This is a genomic window from Fulvivirga sp. M361 (genome assembly GCF_007097395.1).
Taxonomy (GTDB): domain Bacteria; phylum Bacteroidota; class Bacteroidia; order Cytophagales; family Cyclobacteriaceae; genus Fulvivirga.
On record NZ_VKDC01000122.1, the window covers coordinates 1 to 680 of the forward strand.

At 52.1% G+C, this 680-nt stretch carries 1 protein-coding gene; it reads left to right on the forward strand.

All coding sequences use genetic code 11. From position 1 onward, the window contains the following. Window positions 1-436: 436 nt before the first annotated feature. Window positions 437-680, forward strand: a 244-nt coding sequence (locus FNH22_RS31835; protein ID WP_143402579.1) for a PKD-like domain-containing protein, incomplete at its 3' end; no start/stop codon positions are given.

Here is a 680-nt window from a genome sequence, read left to right on the forward strand (position 1 = left end):
CTGTCACGGGTGGTGGTGTTCTGGTGGGTGACACGTTTGTGGACGGCGACCAGCTACAAGAGATCTTAGAGAACCCAACGAATGGAGTGGTTACGGTAAGTTATACGTTTGAAGTGACGACCAGCGACGGCTGTCCGGTCTCCCCTGTAGGCCAGTTGGCGAGTGTTGATGTTCAGCCCCGTCCAACGATGTCGATCACGAATACGGTTCCTGCTTTATGCAGCGGCTCCTCGACGTCTATTACATTGAACAGTGCAGTTACGGGCAGTTTGATGCGTTTGACGGGTGTGAGTGGCACTGCGGGAGTGACAGGTTTTAGCAGTGTTGGATTGACCTTTTTGGATGGAGATGTGATCAGTGATGTATTGGCGAATAGCACGAGCAGTCCAGTTACGCTGANCCTGCTTTATGCAGCGGCTCCTCGACGTCTATTACATTGAACAGTGCAGTTACGGGCAGTTTGATGCGTTTGACGGGTGTGAGTGGCACTGCGGGAGTGACAGGTTTTAGCAGTGTTGGATTGACCTTTGTGGATGGAGATGTGATCAGCGATGTATTGGCAAATAGCACGAGCAGTCCTGTTACGCTGACGTATAGCTTTGAGGTGAGTGATGGTTCGGGCTGTGATGACGGAGTGGCCCCTTTTACCACGGCCGTGACGGTGAACCCAAATCCTGTTT